Consider the following 3,199-nt stretch of genomic DNA (forward strand, 5'->3'; position numbering starts at 1 on the left):
AGATGTCCAACTGATACTGTCGGGTGTTCCTGTAGCTAATATACTGCCACCTAATTGAACAGTTTGACCTTTGCATACCGTAGTGTCAGTCCCCGCATCAATGGTTTGTCCATTAACAAAAAGAGTCGACAACAAAGTAAAGCAACCTAAAAGTATAGTTTTAAACATTTATCTCGTAAGAGTATACGAACATAAAACTTAATTACCTTTAATTGCATTAAATGCTTGAAAATTAGTTTTCGTGGAATAACTCACAATGTTAAATAATACAACACTGCATCTTGGGTATTTACAACGGCGGTTAGATACATGGGTTTCTGTTGCATATTTGTGCAATAGAACGGCTTGCAACTTCAATTGCAACGCCGAGAAAAGGAGCATAGTGTATTAGCACGTATGGTACTAGTTAAAACATTAAATGTTTTTTGGATGTGTCAACCCATCCTGCTTGTGATTTGTATTTAACAAAAAATATTTTTAGCTCACATTGGCTTTCATAATCTACGAAGAATATTTTTTTGTCTGCTTGGCTATCGTAGGACACAAAACTCCATAAGCCAGCATTCCCCTCAGCTTGATTCACATAGTCTACCTTGTATACCTTTAGGTCGCATTGTGATTCATACTTAACAACAAATACTTTAATATCTGCCTGACTTTGGTACTTAACGCTAAATACCTTTTGCGAATATCCTGCCAATGATAGCATGGTAAATAGGATTATGCTCAGGGTCTTTTTCATATTATTCTTGATTTAAGTTTTAGTGTGATTCTTCTTTTCGGCTAAATTCTGTTTTCTGATAGGATTACTAGTAGGAGTGAGGACGTTATTTTTCCATTTTTACCGATTTGGTTGCAATCTTCCACATATCAGGTCCCCAATCTATGAATTGTATGGTAACATATCCTTCTTTTTTGGGGTCTATTTTAATTTCAGCAACGTCATCGTCCAGTTGATTGCAATGAACGGAAAAACAATCTACCAAAGGGGCAAAAGACCCATTGATGTTCGTCCATGTATAATATCGCATGTGGCAACTGGTCCACCATCCAGGGATTAAGGCAATATCATCTATGCCATTCCCATTCATATCTCCCAAATTTTGGGGTATACCATCAATACAGCTTTTGATAAATATTTTGGGAATCGTTTTATCTGAAAACGCAATATAGCTGTCGCATTCACCAATACATTGACCCATTAATTCGCCCTCCTGGGTTTCAGGTGTACGCTCCGGAAACGCTGGTTTTTCTAACCACATGTAATCCAATATATCGTCATCGTTAAAATGTCCTCTTACCGCACCGGCAGGTACAGCAGGGTTTGATGCGTAAAGATTTTTTACCGCAAGGTCTGTAATACTGTCGCTTTCTTCAATGATTTTCCATTCCTTATCTTTTTGTACAAACTTCAAATAAGATGGGTAGGTTTGGCTTTTAGCATCCATGGTTACTAGTTTGTTAAAGTGGATGGTTACGGTGTCATTGGATAGCACATGGTGTACGTTTTCGATGGTTTGTTTAAAGTTGGGATACTTTTCAAAAAACGAAAATTTATCTTGAACACAAGCATCATTAAAAAAAGGCTGCTTGTAATAAAGCACGTGTAGGTCATACAAGGCATAAATCGCATGTACATCTTTGGTATTATGGGCCTTGTTCCAATCGCTAAGCAGTTCACGTATTTCGGGTGATCTAGGAGTTTCTGTGTTCGGTTGGTTTTGGCTACAACCCAATAGCGCAATAAGAAGAGAAAAGCCGATTGTACGAAGTATGGTGTTCATTTTGTAGGTGTTTTTAATTGCAGAATTATAGTATTTCTCAAAAGTACTATTTAAACCATGAATTTCAGGACTTTTTAGGTTTAGTGTGCAATGAAGTAGCAAAGCTCGCTTAGCTCGCTGTGAGAGGCCCTCCCTGCTTTAATTAGTGGGGCGGTATCGAGATTGGGCGTTCGTAGTTTTATTAATGATCTATTTTAATAATCTTATTGTACAGAATAACCCAGTCGTTAATATACTTTATATAATATGATCCTTTCGCATAACCAGATAAATCAATTTGAGTATTGCTATTTAATATTGATTTTTGATACATCTTTTGCCCAGCTATATTATAAATTGTAAGTATACCATTTATATGCTCAATTGGAATAACCAGATTTAATTTTTCAACGACTGGATTGGGAAAAACATCTAATTCAACAGAATTATCTAAATGTCGTAAACCTAAAGTATTACAATTTTGTAAGTAATTTATTCTATTTGAAGTTTGCAAAGAATCGTTGAAAATATTAAAAGCATTTTGATTTCCTTTTAATGAATAGTCTAACCAAAGATTTAAAAAATCATTCGTTACTGCTTGTTGCTCTGGTCTAGTAATATTTAGGCTTCCGTTGCAAAAAGATTCCCCAAAACTGCAAGCTGCGTTTTCATCAGCAAAATAACAATGACCACCATTAATTATTTTTACTTGTGTTTTGCAATTTGAATTTAAACTATCATACATACTGTTTTGATGATTTATTGGTGGAGCGACACAGTCATCATCACCAGAGAAGATAAGTGAAGGAACGGTTATACCTCTTGCGGCTGAAATTGCAGATGGGGTAGTTTCTGCCGCTGCAAAATTGATTAAAGCATGTATGTTTGAATTGTTTTCTGCAGCGAGAAAAGAAGCTCCACCACCCATTGAATGACCAATAAGACCTGTTTTCGGAGCTAAAGAATTAAAGAATAATGAAGTGCTGTCTTGCGTTTCATTTTGCATCTGTGTAGCCAGAAACTTTAAATCCTCACCGAATTGTTGATGGTCCGGAGTTATACCCATTTCAGTGGTAGGAAAACAAATAACATATCCGTTTGGAACTATTTCAGTCCAAAAGTTTTGATAAGAAACCCAACCCATTAAAAATCCATGTCCAAAAACCAAAACAGGGAAGGCTCCAACCGAAACTGGTTTGTTTTGTCCAGCGTTATCTGCTGGATAATAGATTTCCGTTGCTATGTTCCTGTTTCTAATGCTATCATAAAACACTACAGAGGTATGACCGACACTAAATGTCTGTGCTAAGGTGGTCGAAGAAAAAATAAATAAACTGACCAGCAAGAAAGAACCTTTTAAGAAGATATTAAAAGATATTTTGAAAAACAGATTCATAAATTTACTTTTATTTTTTTTGTAGTTATGATGAATAACG

At 35.7% G+C, this 3,199-nt stretch carries 3 protein-coding genes; all 3 read right to left on the minus strand.

Annotation, left to right across the window (positions count from 1 at the left end):
- Positions 1 to 406: 406 nt before the first annotated feature.
- A complete protein-coding gene (locus AABM47_RS10220) occupies positions 407 to 742 on the minus strand; it encodes a DUF6150 family protein (protein ID WP_338410824.1) in 336 nt (111 codons plus the stop codon).
- Positions 743 to 827: 85 nt separating this feature from the next.
- Positions 828 to 1,886 (minus strand): hypothetical protein, encoded by a 1,059-nt coding sequence (locus AABM47_RS10225; RefSeq protein WP_338410825.1) that lies wholly within the window; start codon positions 1,884 to 1,886, stop codon positions 828 to 830.
- A 79-nt stretch (positions 1,887 to 1,965) separates the two neighbouring features.
- The coding region (locus AABM47_RS10230; protein ID WP_338410826.1) for a T9SS type A sorting domain-containing protein at positions 1,966 to 3,199 on the minus strand (1,234 nt) is incomplete at its 5' end.

The organism is uncultured Flavobacterium sp. (genome assembly GCF_963925415.1).
GTDB lineage: Bacteria > Bacteroidota > Bacteroidia > Flavobacteriales > Flavobacteriaceae > Flavobacterium.

Bases quoted from the DNA above. Each gene is read 5' to 3' on its own strand.
- AABM47_RS10220 (WP_338410824.1), bottom strand. From the start codon at position 742: ATGAAAAAGACCCTGAGCATAATCCTATTTACCATGCTATCATTGGCA.